This window comes from Rhizobium sp. AQ_MP (genome assembly GCF_014237835.1).
Taxonomy (GTDB): domain Bacteria; phylum Pseudomonadota; class Alphaproteobacteria; order Rhizobiales; family Rhizobiaceae; genus Allorhizobium.
On the sequence record NZ_JACJVI010000001.1, the window covers coordinates 1 to 20,105 of the forward strand.

A 20,105-nucleotide genomic window follows, 5' to 3' on the forward strand; every position below is an offset into this window, starting at 1 on the left:
GCTTATACTCGCGGCTGAATATTCGTCTTTGCATTCATGCTCTCCGGTTTCAGGAGGAACACCTTAACTCGGTGTCCATGAAACCGGCAGCAGGCCATTGAGATCCATTTTCCCCCATATCAAGTTGCGCCGTATGCAGCTGGTCCGCAAAATGCGCTAGTCGAGTACGAAAAGATTGCGACTTTCGTCTCCCCGATATTCAAATCGGCGCTGGACATTGAATATGTTGCGACGATGGGCACCTTCTCGACACCCTTAGAACTTGGGGAAACTCGAGCCTAATTTATGCCTGAGCGGCGTAGAATTTCGTGGGGCACAATAGCTGTTGCCGCGTCCGGCTGGCTCGCCTCTGTGTCTTTTTTTGGGGGGGGGCTTTCAGACGAGGGTGCAAACCCTCACCTCTGAAAAAGCTCCACCCGCTCGCCGTTTTCCGACAGGTCGATCTGGAACCAGTCGATGATCTTGCGAATGTCGAGCTTCACCTCGCCGTCGCGCAGCTTCAGATGCAGCTTGTCGTCGCTGACATGCACGGGCGTGCCGATATAGAGGCGGTCATTGCCGGAATCATCCACGGTGTCGATGGCAAATCGCATGGGCTTCCTCCCGGAAAATTCACAACAGCAGTGATGACAGTGGTTCGACGGTTTAGTAACGCGTCCTTGAGCGAGGCTTTCTTCCCTTAAGGACAGGAAACTTGCATGACGACGTGGATGCAGGCGAGGAGAGTGCTTGGTGTTTGTTGTTTCCAAACTGTTCTGGAATACCGTCCAGCCGCTCTCGCTTGTCTTCCTCCTGGGGCTTTTCGCACTGCTTTTGATCGGCTTTCGCCGGCTGCGGCTTGCGGCGGCATCGCTGGGCTTTGCACTCCTGATCCTCTTTCTCACGCTCTACACGACCTTAGGCTCGCTGCTGCTGCAGACGCTCGAGGCGCGTTTTCCGCGAGCGGAAAACGATCCTTTCGAAGTGTCCTGCATGATCGTGCTCGGCGGTGCCTTTGAGACGGAAGTGACCACCACCCGCGGCGGCATCGACCTCAATCAGGCCGCCGATCGCTTCGTGGAAGCCCTGCGGCTCGCCATGCGCCATCCGCAGGCGAAGATCCTGGTTTCCGGCGGAGATGGCTCGCTGAGTGGTGTGCTGGAAGGCGACGCGGCCGCATCCATCCGCTTCTTCGAAGCCTTCGACATTCCGCGTGATCGCCTAATTGCCGAGATCGCCTCGAGGAACACCGACGAAAATGCCCGCAACAGCCGTGACCTCCTCGCGTCGAACGGCTTGGGCCGGTGCCTTCTGCTCACATCGGCCTTCCACATGCCGCGCTCCGTCGGCCTATTCCGCAAGGCGGGCGTCGAGGTGACGCCCTGGCCGGTCGACTACCGGACAGCCGGCAACATGTCATTCGCGCTCGACTTCACCCAGCCGACGCTGAACTCCCAGCAAATGTCGACAGCGCTTCGGGAATGGGTGGGATTGCTGGCCTACAGGCTGCTGGGTCGAATCGACGAGGTCTTCCCCGCGCCCTGAGCCGTCACTTTTTCGAGATCGTCAAAAATTTCGTGCCGCGCACGCGAACCGTCATCGCGCAGGGTTCCTGGCCCTCTTCCCGCTCGCAGTAGCGGGGGTGCATCTTGAGCACGAAGACCATGTTGCCGAAGCGCTTGATGAAATCGTAGGAATACATCTGCGCCGTGGCGATCATGAAGTAGCCGCCTTCCTTGACCTGCAGATAGAAGTTGAACGGGCAGCCTTCTGCCGTGCAGTCGGGGCCGCGCACGCCGTCGCAGACGATCTCGCTGCTATTGGTCACCGCATCCGTGATGCCGTCATTATTGATGTCGATCCGGTCGATGAACCCGCTGCCATACTGCACCTCGTCGCAACGCTTGCCGTAGTGGTCCTTCTCGTAAAACTCCGGATCCTTGAGCAATTCCTGCTGGGCGACGGCAGGCAGGGCGAAAAGGCCGGCTGCGACGACGAGAAGGATTCGGGCGAGGAAATTCACGGTCTGGACTCCGGATCGCAATCTGTGCTGAACGATAAGCAAGTCTAGCGCCAGCGTCTTGCCTCACCCTTAACGACGTGCTGCAAATCTGGCCGGGCTTTAGAGCCCCAGCAAGGAAAGAAGCCATGTCGCTTTTGTCTTACCTCGACTATGCGGGCATTGCCCTGTTTGCCGCGACCGGCGCCCTGGCCGCCTCGCGCAAGCAGCTCGACATGATCGGCTTTCTCTTCTTTGCCGTGGTCACGGGGTTGGGCGGCGGTACGGTCCGCGACATCGTTCTCGGCCGCGTGCCGGTCTTCTGGGTTCTGAACCCGGATTACATCCTGATCTGCTGCGCGATCGGTGTCGTGGTCTTCTTCACGGCCCATCTCGTCGAGTCGCGCTATCGCCTGCTGATCTGGCTCGATGCCATCGGTCTCTCCGCCTATTGCGTCATGGGAGCGGCCAAGGGCCTCGCGGCCACGGGCTCGCCGACGATCGCGATCGTCACGGGAACACTCACCGCCAGTCTGGGCGGCGTATTGCGGGATCTGCTCGCCAATGAGCCCTCGGTCCTCCTGCGACCGGAGATCTACATCACCGCAGCCCTCGCAGGCGCTGCGGTATTCACGGCGGCAAATGAGTTTGGCGCGCCGCTTTACGCGGCTTCGGCGATCGGCGCAATCGCAGCCTTCCTGATCCGTGGCGGTGCGTTGTATTTCGGCTGGACCTTCCCGACCTACAAACACAAGCCTGGCCGGCATCCGGACGAAGTCATGTGACGGAAGACTAAGACGTCAGGCCTGCTTGGGGCGAAGACGGATCACGACATCGACATGTGCGATTTCCATGCCTTCCGGCGGCGGTGGCAGGTTGTCGATGCTGATATTGTTGACCGGAATGTCGAGGACCTTGTTCTCACCTTCCACGAAGAAGTGATGATGGTCCGAGACATTGGTGTCGAAGTAGGTCTTCGAACTCTCCACCGCGAGAACGCGGATCAGGCCTGCTTCGGTGAACTGGTGAAGTGTGTTGTAGACGGTCGCAAGCGACACCGGAAAATCCGCGGCTGTCGCTTCCTCGTGCAGCTCTTCCACGGTCAGGTGGCGATCACCTTTGGCGAACAACAGGCCGGCCAGCGCAATACGCTGTTTCGTCGGACGCAGGCCCGAGCGGCGCAGTTTCAGTTCAATACCCGTTTGGCAGGTTGCCATCGTCAAAAACGCACTCCAGTCGTTGTGTGCCACGGCTTGCCATGCACGACTGTCGATATAACTGCAAAATCAGGCTGTTTCAATAGTTGCGGTGGAGGACAGCCACTCGGAAGCCTGCAGTCGCGGGGTTTTTTGCTATGCCGGGTCTGGCGATGGCCTTTTCCTTCCTGTATGCGACGATGAGGCGAGGACGAGGCAGCGAAGGCCTCGAGGAAGCGGGATTGGCTGCGGGGCTTCAATTTGCCACCGTCTTGCTCTAATGGGTCCCGGACATGTGAAGCAGAGGGGGGAAGAAGAAGAACAATGGTTACGAGACAATCCAGTTACAACTACGATGAAATCCTCGCCTGCGGCCGCGGTGAACTCTTCGGCGAGGGCAACGCACAGCTTCCCCTGCCGCCGATGCTGATGGTGCATCGCATCACCGAGATCTCTGAAACAGGTGGTGCTTTCGACAAGGGTTACATCCGCGCCGAATACGATGTGCGCCCCGATGACTGGTATTTCCCGTGCCACTTCCAGGGCAATCCGATCATGCCAGGCTGCCTCGGGCTCGACGGCATGTGGCAGCTGACGGGCTTCTTCCTCGGCTGGCTCGGCGAACCGGGTCGTGGCATGGCGCTGTCGACCGGCGAAGTGAAGTTCAAGGGTATGGTGCGCCCCGAGACCAAGCTGCTCGAATATGGCATCGACTTCAAGCGCGTCATGCGCGGTCGCCTCGTGCTCGGCACGGCTGACGGCTGGTTAAAGGCCGATGGCGAAACTATCTATCAGGCAACCGACCTGCGTGTCGGTCTGTCGAAGGACAAGACGGCCTGATCCGGCCCGGTCCGCACCTGAAATTCCTATAGAAGGTCTGAGAGATGAGACGGGTTGTAGTAACAGGTCTTGGCATCGTGTCTTCCATCGGTGCTGATGCCGCCGAAGTCACGGCGTCGCTGCGCGATGCCAAGTCGGGCATCACCTTTTCTCCCGATTTCGCCGAGCACGGCTTCAAGTGCCAGGTCTGGGGCAAACCCGCCCTGGATCCGACCGATCTCGTCGACCGTCGCGCCATGCGCTTCCTGTCCCAGGGCGGCGCCTGGAACCATGTGGCCATGAAGCAGGCAATTGCCGATGCCGGCCTCGAAGAGGCGGACTATCAGCAGAACGAGCGCGTCGGCATCATCATGGGCTCCGGTGGCCCGTCCACCAAGCAGATTGTCGAAGCCGCCGATATCGTTCGACAGAACAACAGCCCGAAGCGCATCGGTCCGTTCGCGGTTCCCAAGGCGATGTCGTCGACGGCATCTGCCACGCTTGCCACCTGGTTCAAGCTGCACGGCGTCAACTACTCGATCTCGTCGGCCTGCTCCACCTCGGCGCACTGCATCGGCAATGCCTATGAGATGATCCAGTGGGGCAAGCAGGACATGGTCTTTGCTGGCGGCCACGAAGATCTGGACTGGTCGATGTCGAGCCTGTTCGATGCCATGGGCGCCATGTCTTCGAAGTACAATGACACGCCATCCACCGCATCGCGCGCCTATGACGTCTCGCGTGACGGCTTCGTCATTGCCGGTGGCGCTGGTGTCCTGGTTCTCGAGGAACTCGAGCACGCCAAGGCGCGTGGCGCCAAGATCTATGCCGAGGTCGTCGGTTACGGTGCAACCTCCGACGGCTACGACATGGTCGCTCCGTCGGGCGAAGGCGCCGTCCGCTGCATGCGCCAGGCCCTGTCGACCGTGAAGGGTGACGTCGATTACATCAACACACACGGCACTTCGACGCCGGTCGGTGATTCGAAGGAAATCGGCGCCATCCGCGAAGTCTTCGGCGCCAGGATCCCGCACATCCAGTCGACCAAATCGCTGACCGGTCACTCGCTGGGCGCCGCGGGCGTTCAGGAATCGATCTACGGTCTGCTGATGATGCAGGCCGGCTTCATCGGCGAAAGCGCTCACATCACCGAACTCGATCCGGAATTCGAAGGCGTGCCGGTCGTGCGCAAGCGTATCGACAACGCCAAGATCGATACCGTGCTGTCCAATTCCTTCGGCTTTGGCGGTACCAACGCCACGCTCGTCTTCCAGCGTCACAGCGGCTGACCGGCGGCATCAACAGTCAAAAAAGCCTGGCGCGTTGCCGCGCCAGGCGTTCATCCGAAGTGGTCCGCCAGCCGTGGGAGTACGGCTTACTTCGGTTGATGCGGATCGCCGTGGTCGATGACGCCAATCAGCATGGCCAGACTGACCGCATGCATCAGATTGCTCGCATCGAGCTTTTCCTGAGCGCTCACTAGGACCTCCCGCACCTCCTCACGAGTGAGCACGAGTTCGTTCGCGGCCTCGTCTAGACGCTTGCCTTCGGCAACGAACTGAAGACAACGGATCTCAGGCTCCGTCAGAATTGAAAAGGCAGGCGATCTTCCGATCGACCTTCTGGTATCGGTTTGCATGGGAGTAATGCCGCAATGGAGATGCGACGTCATGGTTAAACCATGTCGTCAAGCGGCGCTCGTACCATAATGGGACAGTTCGGGTCGTTGACCCGGGACGACAATATTTTATCCGCTCACGCTAAATCAGCAGTGTCGGAATTCTAGGTCGCCGGATACGACAATATTTGAGGAGAGCAGGCCCCTCTTGTCAAGCGGCTGGCGGAAGGCTGATCGGCATCCGCTTGCCGCAAGAGGCGCAACCAGCGTCTCACTCTCAGGCCGACTTTCGCTCCCGCACCTCCGAAGGCGTGGTCCCGAACCAGCGCGTTACCGATCGCGTGAAGGCGCTCGGGGCCGAGTAACCGAGCCTGTAGCAGATTTCGGAAATCGGCAGCTCGCTCTCGGTCAGGAGGTTGAAGCTCACTTCCTTGCGGATCTGGTCGCGCAACTCGTTCAGGCTCGTGCCATGCGTCGCGAGCCGCCTCTGAAAGGTGCGCTCCGACAGGCCGAAATACGGCGCGATCTGCGCAAGCGGATAGTCGTCGTCGGAGACGTGCAGGAGAAGGTAGCGGCGCACCTGGTCGATGAATTCGGCGCTCTGATCGGCGACAGGCGGCCTGAGGCTGCGACACTGCATGTCCATGAGTTCGAACAGTCGCCTGTCTCCGGTTGGGTTCTGAGCCTCCAGAAAGCTCTGCGGGAAATGCACGCAATTGACCCGTGTGCCGAAGCTGATGCGGCGCGACAGCATCTGCCGGAAAGGTTGCGGATTGCGCGGTGCCGGCCGCTCCAGCTCGATCTCGATGCTGTCGCTGTTGGCAAGCTGCCGGGCGCGCTGCATGACGAGCCCCACAGACATGTCGACATACTGGTCGCGTTTGACGATGAGAGGCGCAAACGTCCAGGCGAGGTGGCCGCCGCGCTCGTTGAGGGTCAGCCGCGAATAGCTGGTATGGGTCACATACTGGATGTGGTCATCGAGGAACCGAACGAAATCCAGCCCCGTGGGCGCAGCCATGAGGCCGTAACCGAATGGCCCCGTCGAACCGGCCTCGTAGCGTTTGATGCTCGACAGCCCGAAGGACTCGTCATCGGCAAGAAGCGCACATGTCTCCAGAAGCCTGCACAGGCGATCGAGACTGATGCGGGCAGTGAGGCTCTGAAAAACCTCCGGATCGATCTCCAGCGCCTTGCAAATCGGCTTTATGTCGATGCCATAGGACCGTGCATGCTCGACCACCGCAGAGGCGAGGCCGGCCACTGTGGTCAATTCGTCGGTGAGATTCCGAGGAGGCATGTGACCGTTGGCGCCAGAAGAGAAGCTGATGGCGTCCGATGCTAAGGCAGGCCGGTGGGGGAGTCGAGGGGCTCTTAGTCTAAGGCGCGCCCGGCAGGCCCCCGATCACGCGGATGTCAGCGCTTGGCCCAGAGGACCTTGAACCGGGCGTTGCGGCAGACTTCGCCATGCTGCTTGAAGTGTTGCGCCAGCACCGGCTCGTAGGGCAGGCCGCGATTGGCGACCATCAAAAGGTCGCCGCCACCCCGAAGTGCCTCTGCTGCAGCCTTGATCATCGCCGCACCGATCGAAGGCTCGGCTGCATGGCCTTCGTGGAAGGGCGGGTTCATGATGACGAGATCGTACTTTTCCTTCGGCGGCTCGTTGCCGAGATCCTGCCAGAAGAAGCGGGCGGTGAGATCGGGGCAGTTGCGGGTCAGATTGCGCTTGGCATGCTCTAGCGCCTCATGGCTAGCCTCGAACAGATCGATGCGGTTGGTGCGTGGCGATGCCTCGGCCAGCATCACCGAAAGGTAACCCCAGCCCGCGCCGAAATCGGCGGCATTGCCGTCGAAATTTGTCGGCAGCCGGCTTGCCAGCAGTTCGGAGCCTTCGTCGGCATGGGCATGCGAGAAGAGACCCGAGCGCGTCTCGAAACGACCGTCGACCATCACCGGCTTGGCGGCGAGCGTCGACACCTGTGCCGACGTGTCGGAGGGAACGGTGAACCAGACCACCACGCCGTGATATTTGGGCATGGATTCCGGCTCAAAGCCCAATCGGTCGAGCTGTTTGCGCAGCGGCAGGATCCCGTCTTCCTTGGCGCCGGCGACCATCACCAGACCGCCAGCCTTCACCCGCTTCAGCGCCTCTGCCAGACGATCCTCGTTGACGCCCTTGTGCTTGCTGCACAGGATGAGGGCCCCGTCATAGCCGTCGCCTTCGATGGTCGGGACGGGGTTCTGATGGCTTGCTTCCAGGCGGCGGAACTCCGGGCGGAAGTCCTGGACCACCGTCAGCTTTGCGGCAAAACCTTGAGGCTTGGCAAACCCGGCCTCGGCCCCAAGAAACAGGTAGCGGCTCGCCGCATCCGGAAGGGCGACAGCCTCCGTCACGAAGGGGTGGAACAGGGTCTTCAGGGTCTCGCGGCTCATGGCTTCGTCTTCTCTCTCGGCGAACAAAAAAGGCGCGGGAAACCCTCCCGCGCCTCGGATCGGGAACGACGTCCGCTTATTCAGCGGCTTCGCCGTCTTCCTTCTTCTTTTCGGCAACGATTTCCTGGCCGGTGGCCTGGTCGACGACCTTCATCGACAGACGAACCTTGCCACGCTCGTCGAAGCCCATGAGCTTGACCCAGACCTTGTCGCCTTCCTTGACAACATCGGAGGTCTTGGCAACGCGCTCGGAAGCCAGTTGCGAGATGTGCACGAGACCGTCACGCGAACCGAAGAAGTTGACGAAGGCGCCGAAGTCGGCGGTCTTCACAACGGTACCTTCGTAGATCACGCCGACTTCCGGCTCGGCCACGATCGAGTGGATCCACTTGCGGGCCGCTTCGATTTCCTTGCCGGAGGCAGAGGCGATCTTCACGGTGCCGTCATCTTCGATGTTGATCTTCGCGCCGGTCTTCTCGACGATTTCGCGGATGACCTTGCCGCCCGAACCGATGACTTCACGGATCTTGTCGACCGGGATGTTCATCACTTCGATGCGCGGAGCGAATTCGCCGAGCTGGCCGCGGCTTTCGGAAAGGGCGTTCGCCATTTCGCCGAGGATGTGCTTCCGACCGCCCTGGGCCTGGGCAAGTGCGACCTTCATGATCTCTTCGGTGATACCCGCGATCTTGATGTCCATCTGCAGCGAGGTGATGCCGTCGGCGGTACCGGCGACCTTGAAGTCCATGTCGCCGAGGTGGTCTTCGTCACCCAGGATGTCCGAGAGAACAGCGAAACGGTCGCCTTCCAGGATCAGGCCCATGGCGATACCGGCAACCGGCTTCGCGATCGGAACGCCGGCGTCCATCAGGGCAAGCGAAGTGCCGCAGACGGTCGCCATCGAGGACGAACCGTTCGATTCGGTGATCTCCGAGACGACGCGCAGCGTGTAGGGGAACTGTTCGGCTGCCGGCAGCATCGGACGGATGGCGCGCCATGCGAGCTTGCCGTGACCGATTTCGCGACGACCCGGCGAACCCATGCGGCCGGTTTCACCGACCGAGTAGGGCGGGAAGTTGTAATGCAGCAGGAAGCGTTCCTTGTACATGCCGGTCAGGCTGTCGACATACTGCTCGTCTTCGCCGGTGCCGAGCGTCGCGACAACGATCGCCTGCGTCTCGCCGCGGGTGAAGAGGGCCGAACCGTGCGTGCGCGGCAGGATGCCGACTTCCGAGATGATCGGACGAACGGTTTCCAGGTCGCGACCGTCGATGCGGCTCTTGGTGTCCAGGATGTTCCAGCGGACGATCTTGGCCTGCAGGTGCTTGAAGACGGCGCCGACTTCTTCGGCCGAATACTTCGCTTCGCCTTCCTCGGGGAGGAAGTGTGCCTTCACCTTGGCCTTGACGGCGTCGACGGCAGCGTAGCGATCAGCCTTCTGGGTGATCTTGTAGGCAGCGCGCAGTTCGGTCTCGGCGATCGAGAGCATTTCGGCTTCGAGAGCGGAATGATCTTCCGGTTCGAATTCGCGCGGCTCCTTGGCGGCGACTTCAGCGAGCTTGATGATCGCGTCGATGACCGGCTGGAAGCCCTTGTGGCCGAACATGACGGCGCCGAGCATGATCTCTTCGTTGAGTTCCTTGGCTTCCGACTCGACCATCAGAACGGCGTCGGAGGTACCGGCAACAACGAGATCGAGCGAGGACTCGTCCATCTCGTCGAGATGCGGGTTCAAAACATATTCGCCGTTGATGTAACCGACGCGAGCGCCGCCGACCGGACCCATGAACGGAACGCCCGAAAGCGTCAGAGCGGCCGAAGTGGCAACCATCGACAGGATGTCCGGGTTGTTTTCCAGGTCATGCTGGATAACGGTGACGACAACCTGCGTGTCGTTCTTGTAGCCTTCCGGGAAGAGCGGGCGGATCGGGCGGTCGATCAGACGCGAAACCAGCGTTTCGTTTTCCGACGGACGACCTTCGCGCTTGAAGTAGCCACCCGGGATCTTGCCGGCGGCATAGGTCTTTTCCTGGTAGTTGACGGTGAGCGGGAAGAAGTCCTGGCCCGGCTTCGGCGCCTTGGCGGAAACGACGGTGGCGAGAACGACGGTTTCACCGTAGGTCGCGAGAACGGCACCATCAGCCTGGCGGGCGATCTTGCCGGTTTCCAGCTTCAGCGGGCGACCTGCCCACTCGATTTCGACGCTGTGAATGTCAAACATATCTTGTCCTTCATATGCGGACCTTCATCCTGCCGGAACGGCAGGGGCAGACGGTCTGCAATGTGCTGACGCAATCACGGGCAAGACAGTGGGAGGCTTCGTCATCGGCATCTGCCGGCAGATGCGCCGTCCACGGCGCGGAAGCATCCAACAATCCTGCCCCATGACAGGTCATCGGTTGTCATCGACAGATCCGGCCCATCCGGCCTGTCGTTCGTTCCGGGCGGTCTTCGCGCGGAACCGGTCGCGGGTCGTTTGCCTGACCCGGAAAGGCAACCGGCGGACCTTCGCGAGGAAGGTCCGCCGGGAAGTCGTTAGCGGCGGATGCCGAGGCGGCCGATCAGGGTCGTGTAGCGGCCTTCGTCCTTCTTCTTGAGGTAGTCAAGAAGCGAACGGCGGCTCGATACCATGGTCAGAAGGCCACGACGCGAGTGGTTGTCCTTCTTGTGACCCTTGAAGTGTTCGGTCAGGTTGTTGATCCGCTCGGTCAGGATCGCAACCTGGACTTCCGGAGAACCGGTGTCGCCTTCGGTGGTCGCATATTCCTTGATGAGGGCAGCCTTGCGCTCTGCAGTGATCGACATCGGAAATCCTTTCTGGATAACGGGAAACAAGGGACGCCAAAGGCCGGGATGTCGTCCAGCATTGGCCGTGAATGCGGGCACCCGAAGGGCCAGCTGCCGCCGCCTATACTCCATTCGCTCACGAAAGGAAAGAGCAGGCGGCGGTATGCGTTCAGGCGAACACGCGCCGCGGGTGGAATTCGCCTCCGGCGATCTCGCCGATGGCAATCAGCTTGCCGCCGGCAAGCGCCACGGCCTCCGGTTCGGCAACCGGCGCATCGCGCCCGCGCAGGATGATCGGGTTGCCCATGCGCAGGCGATGCGCCTGGTCGTCGGTGATGCGAAGCTGCGGCAGGGCAGAGAGCGCCTCGGCTGTATCGACGAGGAATGCGTCGAGTGCCGCAAGCCGTTCGTCGCGATCTTCGATGGCCTCCAGCGCCACGAGCTCTGCAAGCGGCACCATCATCTCCTCGGCAAACGGGGCGACGAAGGTTCGCCGGAGCGAGGAGATATGGCCATAGCAGCCGAGATCGCGACCGAAGTCACGCGCCAGCGAGCGCACATAGGTGCCCTTGCCGCATTCGACCTCGAAATGCGCCTTGTCGGCCTCGCATTTCAGCAGCGCCAGGCGATGAACCTCGACCTCGCGCGAGGGGATTTCCACTGTCTCGCCGTCGCGGGCGAGGTCATAGGCGCGTTCGCCGGAGATCTTGATCGCCGAAAACTGCGGCGGGATCTGGCTGATGGTGCCGGTATAGTTGGGCAGCAGAGCCTTGATATGTGCCTCATCAGGACGCTTGTCCGAGCTCTGTGTCACCTCGCCCTCGAGATCATCCGTCGAGCGCTCTTCGCCCCAGGTCACGGTGAATTCGTAGATCTTGCGCCCGTCCATGACGTAAGGGACGGTCTTCGTCGCGTCGCCGAGTGCAATCGGCAACATGCCGGATGCGAGCGGGTCGAGCGTGCCGGCATGCCCGGCCTTCTGGGCGTTGAAAAGCCACTTGATCTTGCCGACAGCCTCGGTCGAGCCGAAATCAACCGGCTTGTCGAGGACGAGCCAGCCCGAAATCGGGCGGCCCTTGGGCTTGCGGGGTTTGGACATCTGTCTTGTTTCTCAGTCTTCGTCGTTGTCTGGCCCGAGGTCGCGCTGGACCTCCGGCGAACGCAGGAGCGCATCGATCTTCTGGTAATTGTCGAAGCTCGTGTCGTTGCGGAAGCGGACTTCCGGCATGTATTTCAGCTGGCGCAGCTGGTTGCCCAGCCGGCCGCGGATGAACTTGGCATGCCTGTTGAGCGCGGCAATCACCGTGTCATGGTCCTTGACGCCGAGCGGCGTGACGTAGGCGGTGGCCATCTTCAGGTCCGGCGACATCCGGACTTCGGAGATGGAAATCACCGTCTTCTCGATCACGTCGTCGCGGACTTCCCCGCGCTGCAGGACCTGGGTGATGGCGGCGCGCACCTGCTCGCCGACGCGCAGCATGCGCTGCGAGGGTGCCGATGAGGTTGGTTTGGTCATGGTTCAGTTGCCTTTCGCATGAGCCGACCTGAGGTCTTTCCGTCATGCCGTGAAATTTGGTTCATCCGGCGCCAGGCCGAAGATCATGATCTCCATAAACAGCGAGCGCCGGAAGACCCGGCGCCCGAAGAGATCTTGGGTTCGAAACGCCTGATATCAGAGCGTGCGGGTAACGTGTTCGACGCGGAAGCACTCGATCGTATCGCCGGCGCGGATGTCTTCGTAGTTCTCGAAGGCCATGCCGCATTCCTGACCGACCGGCACTTCGGAGACTTCGTCCTTGAAGCGCTTGAGCGTCTTGAGCTTGCCTTCGTGGATGACGACGTTGTCGCGCACCAGGCGGACACCGGCACCACGTTCGACCTTGCCTTCGACGACGCGGCAGCCTGCGACCTTGCCGACCTTCGTGATGTTGAACACTTCGAGGATCTGGGCATTGCCGAGGAAGGTTTCGCGACGTTCCGGCGACAGAAGACCCGACATCGCTGCCTTCACGTCATCCACCAGATCGTAGATGATGTTGTAGTAGCGGATCTCGATGCCCTCGCGCTCGGCCAGCGAACGGGCCTGCGCGTTTGCACGGACGTTGAAGCCAATGATCGCAGCGTTCGAGGCCTCGGCGAGCGAGATGTCCGACTCGGTCACGCCACCAACGGCGGAGTGAACGATGCGGGCACGCACTTCGTCGGTGCCGAGCTTTTCCAGCGCACCGGCAATGGCTTCGATCGAGCCCTGCACGTCGCCCTTGATGACCAGCGGGAACTCCTTCATGCCGGAGGACTGCAGCTGGTTCATCATCTGCTCGAGCGAGCCGCGCGAACCGGACTGGCGGGCAGCCGCCTTGTCGCGGGCCAGGCGCTGGCGATACTCGGAGATTTCGCGAGCACGGGCTTCGTTTTCGACCACGGCGAACTTGTCACCGGCAGCCGGCGTGCCCGACAGGCCGAGAACCTCGACCGGCATGGCAGGACCCGCTTCCTTGACGTGCTCGCCCTTGTCGTTGACCAGCGCGCGCACTCGGCCCCACTGGTCGCCGGCAACGATGATCTGGCCCGGACGCAGCGTACCCTTCTGGATCAGCACGGTTGCAACCGCTCCGCGGCCACGGTCGAGCTCGGCTTCGATGACCGTACCTTCGGCCGTCCGGTTCGGATTGGCCTTGAGGTCGAGAATTTCGGCCTGCAGCAGGATCGCTTCCAGGAGCTTGTCGAGGTTGGTCTTGTTCTTTGCCGAGACTTCGACGTCGAGAACTTCACCGCCCATGGATTCGACGAAGACTTCGTGCTGCAGGAGCTGCGTACGAACCTTCTGCGGATCGGCTGTCGGCTTGTCGACCTTGTTGATCGCAACGATGATCGGCACGCCGGCCGCCTTCGCGTGGTTGATCGACTCGATCGTCTGCGGCATCACGCTGTCGTCGGCCGCGACCACGAGGATCGCGATGTCGGTTGCCTGGGCACCACGGGCACGCATCGCGGTAAACGCGGCGTGGCCGGGGGTATCGATGAAGGTGATCTTCTGACCGCTCTGTTCGACCTGGTAGGCACCGATATGCTGTGTGATGCCACCGGCTTCGCCGGCAACCACGTTGGCATGACGGATGGCGTCGAGCAGCGAGGTCTTGCCGTGGTCGACGTGACCCATGATCGTGACGACAGGCGGACGCGGCAGAAGCTCGCCTTCGTCGTCAGCCACGTTGAAGATACCGGTTTCGACATCCGATTCCGAAACGCGCTTGACGGTATGGCCGAATTCGGTGGCGATGAGTTCGGCGAGGTCGGCGTCGATGACGTCGCCCGGCTTCATCATCTGGCCTTCCTTCATCAGGTACTTGATGACGTCGACGGCGCGTTCGGACATGCGCTGCGACAGTTCCTGAATGGTGATCGTTTCCGGCAGAATGACTTCGCGCATGACCTTTTCGCGGGTCTCCTGCATCTGGCTGCGGCGGAATTTCTCCTGGCGGCGACGCATGGAGGCGAGTGAACGGCCACGGGCATTGCCGTCGTCGTCCACGTTGGCGCTGGTGACGGTCAGCTTGCCGCGACGGCGGTCTTCCTCGGCCTTCGGACGGGCAGGGACCTTCGCCGGAGCCGGAGCCGCGACCTTGCCGCGACCCGGAATGCTGCGTGCGGGACCGCGATCATCGTCATCGTCATCGGTCTTGCGACCGCGAACAAAGCCGGGTGCAGCCGGTGCAGCCGGGGCAGCGGGAGCGGCCGGACGAACCGGTGCGACGGGTGCTGCGGCAACGGGAGCCGGTGCCGGTGCAGGCTCGGGTTCGGCCTCCACTTCCACCTTCGGTTCCAGTGCACGGCGAGCGGCCTCTTCGGCTGCAAGGCGGGCCGCTTCTGCAGCTTCGGCCTTGCGACGCTCTTCTTCGATGGCGCGCTGCTTGGCTTCCTCGACCTCGCGGGCCTGGGCCTCAATCAGCGCGCGGCGGCGTGCGTCCATTTCGCTGGCCGACAGGTCGTGCAGAACGGCGCCGCGCGGGCGTTCCGGCTGGCGCTGAGGCTGCTGCTGCGGGCGCTGCTGCTGCGAGGCGGGCTGATGGATGCGCGGAGCCGGTGCCTGAGGCTGGGCCGGAGCCGGTCGCGGCTGCGCCTGCGGGGCAGGGGCTTCCGGTGCGCGTGCTGCGGGCGCCGCAATCGGCGTGATCGGCTTTTCGTCCAGCGGGCGGGTCGGGCGGCGCTTCACCGTCTCGACGACGACCGACTTCGTACGGCCGCGCCCCATATCCTGGCGCACGGTACCCTGGCTCATCCCCGAGGGCTTCAGGGTGAGAGTCTTCTTCACGCCGATTGTCTTGTCGTCTTTGTTGTCGGTCATTCCGTTCCCGTTCCTTCGAGCGGGGCCGGATGCCGAGCATCAGGCCTCGCCGTTCACATACTGTCCTAAACCACGGAGGCCGACCTGTGCCGGTGACCGCGTCATTGTGATTTCGGGCCAGCGCCCGATCCCTGCGGCACGTGGCCGCGATAGGTTTCGAGCAGAGTTGCGCGCTTCACTACACCCTCACCCGCCTGCCCTGCAAGCACGCAAGCATGGATAAACGCATTCTGGCCCATCTGTTCGTCCAATTCCGCCCCGGTCAGCAGGTGGAATGCGGGAACTTCCGCCTCCGCCCCCGTACCGAGGTGCCAGGCCTTTCGGGCCTGGTCGATCTTTCTCACGCCATCCGCCGCGGCATCCAGCGAATGGAATACCGCGATGGCCTCGCCGCTGCGCACGGCCGCCTCGACCTTCGCCGCTCCGGTGATGAACTGGCCGGCCTTGCGGGCCATGTTCATCATGCCGATCAGCTGCGCGACCAGGAGACGGTCGACGACGGATCCGAGCTCCGGATCCGCCTTCACATCCCGTTTCAGGGCTCGGGCGAAGAGCTTCTTCGCCACGGCCTTGTCGACGGCCTCGCGGCTCGGGCTGACCCAGCAGCCACGACCCGGAAGCGTCCGCTTCAGATCCGGGACGATGGTCCCGTCCGGGGCCGCCACGAACCGCAGGAGCGTTTCCGGCGATCCGCTTTCGCGGGTGACGATGCACATCCGTCCGTTCACGTCGGAGAGGTCGAAGTCGTCTTCGGCCTCTGTCGCGTCGGGCGTCTGCGCGCTCATCACGCTTCCTGCTCGGCTTCTTCGCCTTCGAGTTCGCCTTCAGCCTGGGCTGCAAGGTCTTCCTCGGTGATCCAGCCAGCAGCCAGACGAGCCTGTACGACCATGGCTTCTGCCTCGGCGCGCGAAATGTCGAACTTCGAGAACAGGCCCTCGAACTTCTTCGTCTCGCCGTCCTTGCGCTCGCTCCAGCCGACGAGATCGTCAGCGGCGCAGCCGGCAAAGTCCTCGATCGTCTTGATGCCGTCCTCGCCGAGAGCGACCAGCATGGCAGACGTCAGGCCGTCGATCTGGCGCAGCTCGTCCGACACGCCGAGTTCGCGGCGCTTCGCATCCATTTCGGCTTCGATCTTTTCCAGGTATTCGCGGGCGCGGGTCTGGATTTCCTGAGCCGTGTCTTCGTCGAAGCCGTCGATCGAGGCGATTTCGTCGAGGTCGACGTAAGCCACTTCCTCGACCTGGGCGAAGCCTTCCGACGCCAGCACCTGGCCGACCATTTCGTCGACGTCGAGCGCGTTCATGAACAGGTTGGTGCGCTCGTTGAATTCCTTCTGGCGGCGCTCGGACTCTTCGGCTTCCGTCATGATGTCGATGTCCCAGCCGGTCAGCTGCGACGCCAGACGAACGTTCTGACCGCGACGGCCGATGGCCAGCGACAGCTGCTCGTCCGGAACCACGACTTCAATGCGCTCTGCGTCTTCGTCGAGAACGACCTTGGCGACTTCAGCCGGCTGCAGGGCGTTGACGATGAAGGAGGCCGGATCCTGGCTCCACGGGATGATGTCGATCTTCTCACCCTGCAATTCGCCGACGACGGCCTGAACGCGCGAACCGCGCATACCCACACAGGCGCCGACCGGATCGATCGAGCTATCATTCGAGATGACGGCGATCTTGGCGCGCGAACCCGGGTCACGGGCAACCGACTTGATCTGGATGATGCCGTCGTAGATCTCAGGCACTTCCATGGTGAACAGCTTCACCATGAACTGCGGATGGGTGCGCGACAGGAAGATCTGCGGGCCACGCTGTTCGCGGCGCACGTCGTAGACGTAAGCGCGGACGCGGTCGCCATAGCGATAGGCTTCACGCGGGATCATTTCGTCGCGACGGATGATGCCTTCGCCACGGCCAAGATCGACGATGACGTTGCCATACTCGACGCGCTTGACGGTGCCATTGACGATTTCGCCAACGCGGTCCTTGAACTCGTCAAACTGGCGATCACGCTCGGCTTCGCGCACCTTTTGCACGATGACCTGCTTGGCCGACTGCGCAGCGATACGACCGAAATCCATCGGCGGCAGCGGGTCGGCGATGTAGTCGCCGATCTTGGCGTCGACATTGCGGTCGCGGGCGAGTTCCAGCGCGATCTGGGTCGAGTAGTCTTCGACCTTCTCCACCACTTCGAGCAGGCGCTGCAGGCGGATTTCGCCGGTCTTCGAGTTGATGTCGGCGCGGATGTTTGTCTCGGTGCCGTAACGCGAGCGGGCAGCCTTCTGGATCGCGTCGGCCATGGCGGCGAGCACGATTTCGCGGTCGATCACCTTTTCACGGGCAACGGCATCTGCGATCTGCAAGAGCTCAAGCCTGTTAGCACTGACTGCCATTGTCTTCGGTCTCCGTCTTCACGCCCGGGCATCGGCCTCGGGCCATAGGTCAAAACGTTATTCTTCGCTGTCGTCTTCGTCGTTCTGGTTCGCCGCCTGCGCCTTGGCCAGCTTGTCGGCCCGCAGCGCGTCACGGATCAGATCGTCCGTCAGAATGAGCTTCGCTTCGGCGAGCGTGTTGAAGGGGATGACCACCTTCGGCTCCTCGCCATAGGCCACCTGGTCGCGCTCCAGGGTGAAACCGTCCTGGTTCACGTCCGTGATCTTGCCGCGGAAGCGCTTGCGGTTTTCGACCAGGATCGACGTCTCGCACTTCACGATATGGCCCTGCCAGCGGCTGAAATCCGACTTGCGAACCATCGGGCGGTCAATTCCCGGCGACGACACTTCCAGATGATAGGCCTTGTCGACGGGATCTTCGACGTCGAGCACAGGCGAAATCGCCATCGATACGGCTTCGCAATCTTCGACGGTCATCGTGCCGTCGGTGCGTTCTGCCATGATCTGCAGCGTCATTCCGTTCTGGTTCATCATACGGACGCGAACCAGCTTGAAATCCATCGCGACGAGCACGGGCTCGATAATCTCTGCGATCCGACGGTCAAGGCCCGTCTCGGTGATGATCCGTGCTTCGCCGGGCTCCGGCTTCGGCATGTCGTCAGACAATCGTTTTACTCCCGATTGGCTACGATCGCCAATAAAAAAGAGCGGGTCCTTCCGGGCCCACCCTTCATCTGACGATCAAGAATTTGAAGCTCATATAGCCGACCACCCCGACTTTTGCAAGCTTTTCGGGAAGGTTCGAAAACAAACTTGCCATTCACGCGTTGCGCAAGGCAAGCTCACATGCCTCGTGGTCGTCCCCCCGAGATTGCCACGGCCAGAAAAGTGTAGACATGTCCGAACACGAACGCCGTTCTCCGCTTCTGCCCCTCCGCAACGAAGCCTATCGCCGGATCTGGCTTGCCAGCATCTCGTCCAATCTCGGCGGACTGATCCAGGGCGTCGGTGCTGCCTGGATGATGGCGTCGATCTCGACCTCGGAAAACATGGTGGCCCTGGTCCAGGCCTCCAACACCGGCCCGATCATGCTCCTGTCGCTGATCGCCGGCGCGATTGCCGACAGCTTCGACCGCCGCAAGGTCATGATCGCCGCCCAGCTTTTCATGATCACGGTCTCGGCCATTCTGACGTTGTTCGCTCTCCTGGATCTCATCACGCCCTGGGCGCTCCTCGCCTTCACCTTCCTGATCGGCTGCGGCACCGCGCTCAACAATCCCTCCTGGCAGGCCTCTGTCGGCGACATTGTGCCGCGTGCCGATCTGCCCGCAGCGGTGTCGCTCAACAGCATGGGCTTTAACATCACCCGCAGCGTCGGCCCGGCGATCGGCGGTGCCATTGTTGCTGCAGCAGGGGCGGCGGCTGCCTTCGCGGCCAACACGCTCTCCTATCTAGCCATCATCTACGCGCTCTTCCGCTGGCGCCCCGACATCCCGAAGAATACGTTGCCACGCGAGCAGCTCGGCTCGGCGATCGCCGCCGGCCTGCGCTACGTCGCGATGTCGCCCAATCTCGGCAAGGTACTCTTCCGCGGCTTCGTCTTCGGGCTGACCGCAACCGCGATTCTCTCGTTGCTGCCGATCGTCGCCCGCGACCAGCTTCTGGGTGGCCCGCTCACCTTCGGCGGATTGCTCGGCGCCTTCGGCCTCGGCGCCATCTTCGGTGCCTTGGCCAACCAGCGTGCTCGTGAACTTCTGTCGAGCGAGGACATCGTCCGTGCAGCTTTTGCCGGGTTCGCGGTGGCAGCCGGTGTCACGGGCATCAGCACCTCTGTCTGGATCACGGCGCTAGCCTTGATGATCGCCGGCGCCTGCTGGGTCTTGGCACTCTCGCTGTTCAACACCGTCGTCCAGCTCTCCACCCCGCGCTGGGTCGTCGGCCGGGCACTCTCGCTCTATCAGACGGCCACCTTCGGCGGCATGGCGACCGGCAGCTGGCTCTGGGGCAGTGTGGCCGAGAACTACGGTTCCGGCCATGCGCTGGTGGCCTCGAGCCTCCTGATGATGGTTGGCGTCTTCATCGGCTTCTTTCTGCCGATGCCCGCCTTCGCCACGCTCGATCTCGATCCGCTCAATCGCTTCAACGAGCCGTCCCTGAAACTCGACATCCGCCCGCGCAGTGGCCCGATCGTCATCCATGTCGATTTCGAGATCAGGGATGAGGACGTTCCGGAATTTTTGACGATCATGGTCGAACGCCGCCGCATCCGCCTGCGCGACGGCGCACGCAACTGGACGCTGATGCGCGACCTGGAAAATCCTGACATCTGGACGGAAACCTATCACGTGCCGACCTGGGTGGATTACGTCCGCCACAACCAGCGCCGCACCAAGGCCGATGCCGAGATCACCGATCGGCTGCTCGAACTGCATCGTGGCGACCGGCCGCCCAAGGTGCACCGGATGATCGAGCGTCAGGCGATCCCGCCGGCCGATGACGTCTTCCATCAGCCGCATATCGACCACCACTGAGCCTGG

General features: G+C 62.0%; 19 protein-coding genes. 6 read left to right on the forward strand and 13 right to left on the reverse strand.

Features of this window, described 5'->3' with window-relative positions; translation table 11 throughout:
* Positions 1 to 102 precede the first annotated feature (102 nt).
* Positions 103 to 282 carry a hypothetical protein gene (locus tag H6M51_RS25035; protein WP_407073540.1) on the forward strand — a complete coding sequence of 60 codons (180 nt, stop codon included), beginning with the start codon at positions 103 to 105 and terminating at the stop codon, positions 280 to 282.
* Positions 283 to 395: 113 nt separating this feature from the next.
* Here H6M51_RS25035 and H6M51_RS00010 read toward each other — a convergent pair whose 3' ends face one another.
* Positions 396 to 593 (reverse strand): hypothetical protein, encoded by a 198-nt coding sequence (locus tag H6M51_RS00010; protein WP_006725271.1) that lies wholly within the window; start codon positions 591 to 593, stop codon positions 396 to 398.
* 139 nt (positions 594 to 732) lie between these two features.
* Here H6M51_RS00010 and H6M51_RS00015 point away from each other — a divergent pair, with 139 nt between their 5' ends.
* Positions 733 to 1,524, forward strand: coding sequence for a YdcF family protein (locus tag H6M51_RS00015; RefSeq protein ID WP_185807855.1), 792 nt, complete (start codon positions 733 to 735; stop codon positions 1,522 to 1,524).
* A gap of 4 nt (positions 1,525 to 1,528) precedes the next feature.
* On the opposite strand, the gene H6M51_RS00020 is transcribed toward H6M51_RS00015, so the two are convergent.
* On the reverse strand, positions 1,529 to 2,002 hold the full coding sequence (locus tag H6M51_RS00020) for a hypothetical protein (protein ID WP_407073531.1): 474 nt from the start codon (positions 2,000 to 2,002) through the stop codon (positions 1,529 to 1,531).
* A gap of 125 nt (positions 2,003 to 2,127) precedes the next feature.
* Here H6M51_RS00020 and H6M51_RS00025 point away from each other — a divergent pair, with 125 nt between their 5' ends.
* A complete protein-coding gene (locus H6M51_RS00025) occupies positions 2,128 to 2,763 on the forward strand; it encodes a trimeric intracellular cation channel family protein (protein ID WP_185807856.1) in 636 nt (211 codons plus the stop codon).
* A 15-nt stretch (positions 2,764 to 2,778) separates the two neighbouring features.
* Here H6M51_RS00025 and irrA read toward each other — a convergent pair whose 3' ends face one another.
* The gene (gene irrA / locus H6M51_RS00030; RefSeq protein ID WP_185807857.1) at positions 2,779 to 3,195 is read right to left on the reverse strand and encodes an iron response transcriptional regulator IrrA; all 417 of its coding nucleotides are present in this window, start codon (positions 3,193 to 3,195) and stop codon (positions 2,779 to 2,781) included.
* Between the two features lie 303 nt (positions 3,196 to 3,498).
* Here irrA and fabA point away from each other — a divergent pair, with 303 nt between their 5' ends.
* Both fabA and fabB read left to right on the forward strand, forming a co-directional pair.
* Complete coding sequence (fabA, locus tag H6M51_RS00035; protein WP_185807858.1) at positions 3,499 to 4,014, forward strand: 3-hydroxyacyl-[acyl-carrier-protein] dehydratase FabA; 516 nt, start codon at positions 3,499 to 3,501, stop codon at positions 4,012 to 4,014.
* Positions 4,015 to 4,058: 44 nt separating this feature from the next.
* Positions 4,059 to 5,282 (forward strand): beta-ketoacyl-ACP synthase I, encoded by a 1,224-nt coding sequence (fabB, locus tag H6M51_RS00040; RefSeq protein WP_185807859.1) that lies wholly within the window; start codon positions 4,059 to 4,061, stop codon positions 5,280 to 5,282.
* 606 nt (positions 5,283 to 5,888) lie between these two features.
* Here fabB and H6M51_RS00050 read toward each other — a convergent pair.
* From H6M51_RS00050 to rimP, 10 genes are all read right to left on the reverse strand, one after another.
* A complete protein-coding gene (locus H6M51_RS00050) occupies positions 5,889 to 6,911 on the reverse strand; it encodes an AraC family transcriptional regulator (protein ID WP_185807861.1) in 1,023 nt (340 codons plus the stop codon).
* Positions 6,912 to 7,027: 116 nt separating this feature from the next.
* Positions 7,028 to 8,044: a class I SAM-dependent methyltransferase gene (locus H6M51_RS00055; RefSeq protein ID WP_185807862.1), complete on the reverse strand. Its 1,017-nt coding sequence runs from the start codon at positions 8,042 to 8,044 to the stop codon at positions 7,028 to 7,030.
* Between the two features lie 76 nt (positions 8,045 to 8,120).
* Positions 8,121 to 10,265 (reverse strand): polyribonucleotide nucleotidyltransferase, encoded by a 2,145-nt coding sequence (gene pnp, locus H6M51_RS00060; RefSeq protein ID WP_185807863.1) that lies wholly within the window; start codon positions 10,263 to 10,265, stop codon positions 8,121 to 8,123.
* Between the two features lie 314 nt (positions 10,266 to 10,579).
* Positions 10,580 to 10,849, reverse strand: a complete 270-nt coding sequence (rpsO, locus tag H6M51_RS00065; protein WP_185807864.1) for a 30S ribosomal protein S15 — start codon at positions 10,847 to 10,849, stop codon at positions 10,580 to 10,582.
* 151 nt (positions 10,850 to 11,000) lie between these two features.
* Positions 11,001 to 11,930, reverse strand: a complete 930-nt coding sequence (gene truB / locus H6M51_RS00070) for a tRNA pseudouridine(55) synthase TruB (RefSeq protein ID WP_185807865.1) — start codon at positions 11,928 to 11,930, stop codon at positions 11,001 to 11,003.
* Between the two features lie 12 nt (positions 11,931 to 11,942).
* Complete coding sequence (gene rbfA / locus H6M51_RS00075) at positions 11,943 to 12,347, reverse strand: 30S ribosome-binding factor RbfA (RefSeq protein ID WP_185807866.1); 405 nt, start codon at positions 12,345 to 12,347, stop codon at positions 11,943 to 11,945.
* A gap of 156 nt (positions 12,348 to 12,503) precedes the next feature.
* Positions 12,504 to 15,176, reverse strand: a complete 2,673-nt coding sequence (gene infB / locus H6M51_RS00080) for a translation initiation factor IF-2 (protein ID WP_185807867.1) — start codon at positions 15,174 to 15,176, stop codon at positions 12,504 to 12,506.
* A gap of 101 nt (positions 15,177 to 15,277) precedes the next feature.
* Positions 15,278 to 15,961 (reverse strand): RNA-binding protein, encoded by a 684-nt coding sequence (locus H6M51_RS00085; RefSeq protein WP_185807868.1) that lies wholly within the window; start codon positions 15,959 to 15,961, stop codon positions 15,278 to 15,280.
* Entirely contained in the window at positions 15,961 to 17,568 is a 1,608-nt protein-coding gene (gene nusA / locus H6M51_RS00090; protein WP_185807869.1) for a transcription termination factor NusA, read from the reverse strand. The genes H6M51_RS00085 and nusA overlap by 1 nt, the downstream gene beginning before the upstream one ends.
* A gap of 57 nt (positions 17,569 to 17,625) precedes the next feature.
* Positions 17,626 to 18,222 (reverse strand): ribosome maturation factor RimP, encoded by a 597-nt coding sequence (gene rimP, locus H6M51_RS00095; protein ID WP_185808403.1) that lies wholly within the window; start codon positions 18,220 to 18,222, stop codon positions 17,626 to 17,628.
* A 242-nt stretch (positions 18,223 to 18,464) separates the two neighbouring features.
* Here rimP and H6M51_RS00100 point away from each other — a divergent pair, with 242 nt between their 5' ends.
* On the forward strand, positions 18,465 to 20,099 hold the full coding sequence (locus H6M51_RS00100) for an MFS transporter (RefSeq protein ID WP_185807870.1): 1,635 nt from the start codon (positions 18,465 to 18,467) through the stop codon (positions 20,097 to 20,099).
* Positions 20,100 to 20,105 lie beyond the last annotated feature (6 nt).

Excerpts from the sequence above, each read along its gene's own strand:
- H6M51_RS00010 (WP_006725271.1), bottom strand. The coding sequence starts at position 593 with ATGCGATTTGCCATCGACACCGTGGATGATTCCGGCAATGACCGCCTC.
- H6M51_RS00025 (WP_185807856.1), top strand. The coding sequence starts at position 2,128 with ATGTCGCTTTTGTCTTACCTCGACTATGCGGGCATTGCCCTGTTTGCC.
- irrA (WP_185807857.1), bottom strand. The coding sequence starts at position 3,195 with ATGGCAACCTGCCAAACGGGTATTGAACTGAAACTGCGCCGCTCGGGC.
- fabA (WP_185807858.1), top strand. The coding sequence starts at position 3,499 with ATGGTTACGAGACAATCCAGTTACAACTACGATGAAATCCTCGCCTGC.
- fabB (WP_185807859.1), top strand. The coding sequence starts at position 4,059 with ATGAGACGGGTTGTAGTAACAGGTCTTGGCATCGTGTCTTCCATCGGT.
- H6M51_RS00050 (WP_185807861.1), bottom strand. The coding sequence starts at position 6,911 with ATGCCTCCTCGGAATCTCACCGACGAATTGACCACAGTGGCCGGCCTC.
- H6M51_RS00055 (WP_185807862.1), bottom strand. The coding sequence starts at position 8,044 with ATGAGCCGCGAGACCCTGAAGACCCTGTTCCACCCCTTCGTGACGGAG.
- pnp (WP_185807863.1), bottom strand. The coding sequence starts at position 10,265 with ATGTTTGACATTCACAGCGTCGAAATCGAGTGGGCAGGTCGCCCGCTG.
- rpsO (WP_185807864.1), bottom strand. The coding sequence starts at position 10,849 with ATGTCGATCACTGCAGAGCGCAAGGCTGCCCTCATCAAGGAATATGCG.
- truB (WP_185807865.1), bottom strand. The coding sequence starts at position 11,930 with ATGTCCAAACCCCGCAAGCCCAAGGGCCGCCCGATTTCGGGCTGGCTC.
- rbfA (WP_185807866.1), bottom strand. The coding sequence starts at position 12,347 with ATGACCAAACCAACCTCATCGGCACCCTCGCAGCGCATGCTGCGCGTC.
- infB (WP_185807867.1), bottom strand. The coding sequence starts at position 15,176 with ATGACCGACAACAAAGACGACAAGACAATCGGCGTGAAGAAGACTCTC.
- H6M51_RS00085 (WP_185807868.1), bottom strand. The coding sequence starts at position 15,961 with ATGAGCGCGCAGACGCCCGACGCGACAGAGGCCGAAGACGACTTCGAC.
- nusA (WP_185807869.1), bottom strand. The coding sequence starts at position 17,568 with ATGGCAGTCAGTGCTAACAGGCTTGAGCTCTTGCAGATCGCAGATGCC.
- rimP (WP_185808403.1), bottom strand. The coding sequence starts at position 18,222 with ATGCCGAAGCCGGAGCCCGGCGAAGCACGGATCATCACCGAGACGGGC.
- H6M51_RS00100 (WP_185807870.1), top strand. The coding sequence starts at position 18,465 with ATGTCCGAACACGAACGCCGTTCTCCGCTTCTGCCCCTCCGCAACGAA.